This window comes from Mesorhizobium sp. M1E.F.Ca.ET.041.01.1.1, assembly GCF_003997355.1.
Taxonomy (GTDB): domain Bacteria; phylum Pseudomonadota; class Alphaproteobacteria; order Rhizobiales; family Rhizobiaceae; genus Mesorhizobium.
Map to the genome: position 1 here is coordinate 1 of NZ_RZSL01000943.1, position 1558 is coordinate 1558.

Here is a 1558-nt window from a genome sequence, read left to right on the forward strand (position 1 = left end):
GCATGAAGTGGTCGGCCCGAGCTTCCAGATGTCGTTCGCAGCCACCGCTGCCCTGGTCGGCGCCTATGCCGGCTGGGCCGATTACCGCGCCGACAAGGTGAGGACACCCCCTGCAAAACGGTCGTTTCCGCGGTTCTTATTGCGAAGGCTGGCGGTTGGGTTGGGTGGCGCTGCCGTGACGTCGCTGATCGCCGGAAGCGCAACGATATTGTTTGCGATCTGGCATTTTCAGCGGGTGTCGCCGCTCAGCCTGCTGGCCAATCTGGCGGTTATGCCCATCGTCTCGTTGATCGTCATGCCGTTCGCCGTCCTGAGCGCGTTGACCATGCCATTCGGCCTCGACGGTCCGTTTCTCTATGTGATGGGCAAGGGCCTGACGGCGATGATCGCGATCTCGGCGTGGATTTCGGAACGCTCGCCAGTCGATGCCGTGGGGCTGATCTCGATCCAGTCGGTGCTGCTGGTGACGGTCGCGCTTGTCATCGCGACCATGGCCACCACCTGGCTCAGGCTGGTGGCCGTTCCCTTCGCGCTGGCCGGCGTGCTGACCATCCCGCATGTCCGCACGCCGGATGTGCTGATCTCGGAGGACGCGCATCTGGTGGCGATGCCGATCGGCGGCGGCGAGCTCGCTGTCAATCGTGACCGTTCCAACGAGTTCACCACCGACAACTGGAAACGCGCGCTGAAGGCTGAAACGATCGTGCCGCCGGAGACATTCGCCAAGGGCGCGCTGGACATCGCCGATCCCGTCGACCTGCCGCCAGGGTCGCCTTTTTACTGCACGGGAGACCTCTGCATCGGCCGGCATCCGTCCGGCGCGATTGTCGCGCTGGCGGAAAATCGCAACAGCGCCAGGCCGGCCTGCGGCTTCGCCGACCTCATCGTCATAGACGACGCCACGGCCTACAATCCTTGCCGCGATCCGCGCATCCTTGTCGTCACCAAGCGCCAACTCGCGCGTGACGGCAGCGCCGCCGTCTTCTTCGATCCGCAATCGGCAACGGCGCGCGCCGCCATCCAGTATGCCGTCGAAAAGCCTTACCGGCCCTGGCACGAGCAACGACGGTATTCGCGCGAGGCAAGGGGGCTGGCGCCTTACCAGCGGCCTGAAAAGACCGATGCGAAGCCGCTACAGCCACTCAATAGCGGCGAATGAGCCCTACGAGCTTGCCCTGAACCTTGACGCGATCCGGACCGAAGATGCGAGTCTCATAGGCCGGATTGGCGGCTTCGAGGGCAATCGAAGCGCCCTTGCGGCGGAAGCGCTTCAGCGTCGCCTCCTCGTCGTCGACCAGCGCCACCACGATCTCGCCCGGGCTCGCGGTGTTGGCATTGCGGATGATGACCGTGTCGCCATCGAAGATGCCGGCCTCGATCATCGAGTCGCCCTTGACCTCCAGCGCATAATGCTCACCGCCCGCGATCATGTCCGGCGGGACCGTGATCGTATGCGTCTGATGCTGGATGGCGTCGATCGGCACGCCGGCCGCGATACGGCCCATCACCGGGATCGACACAGCCGACGCGGCATCGTCGTCATTGCTGGGCGTACGCG

General features: G+C 64.8%; 2 protein-coding genes. One reads left to right on the plus strand and one right to left on the minus strand.

Annotation, left to right across the window (positions count from 1 at the left end):
- Positions 1-1159 (plus strand): ComEC/Rec2 family competence protein (locus EOA38_RS36175; protein WP_145966275.1); only part of this gene is annotated, 1159 nt, incomplete at its 5' end.
- Here EOA38_RS36175 and lexA read toward each other — a convergent pair.
- Positions 1143-1558, minus strand: a 416-nt coding sequence (gene lexA / locus EOA38_RS36180; protein ID WP_127301468.1) for a transcriptional repressor LexA, incomplete at its 5' end; no start/stop codon positions are given. The genes EOA38_RS36175 and lexA overlap by 17 nt on opposite strands.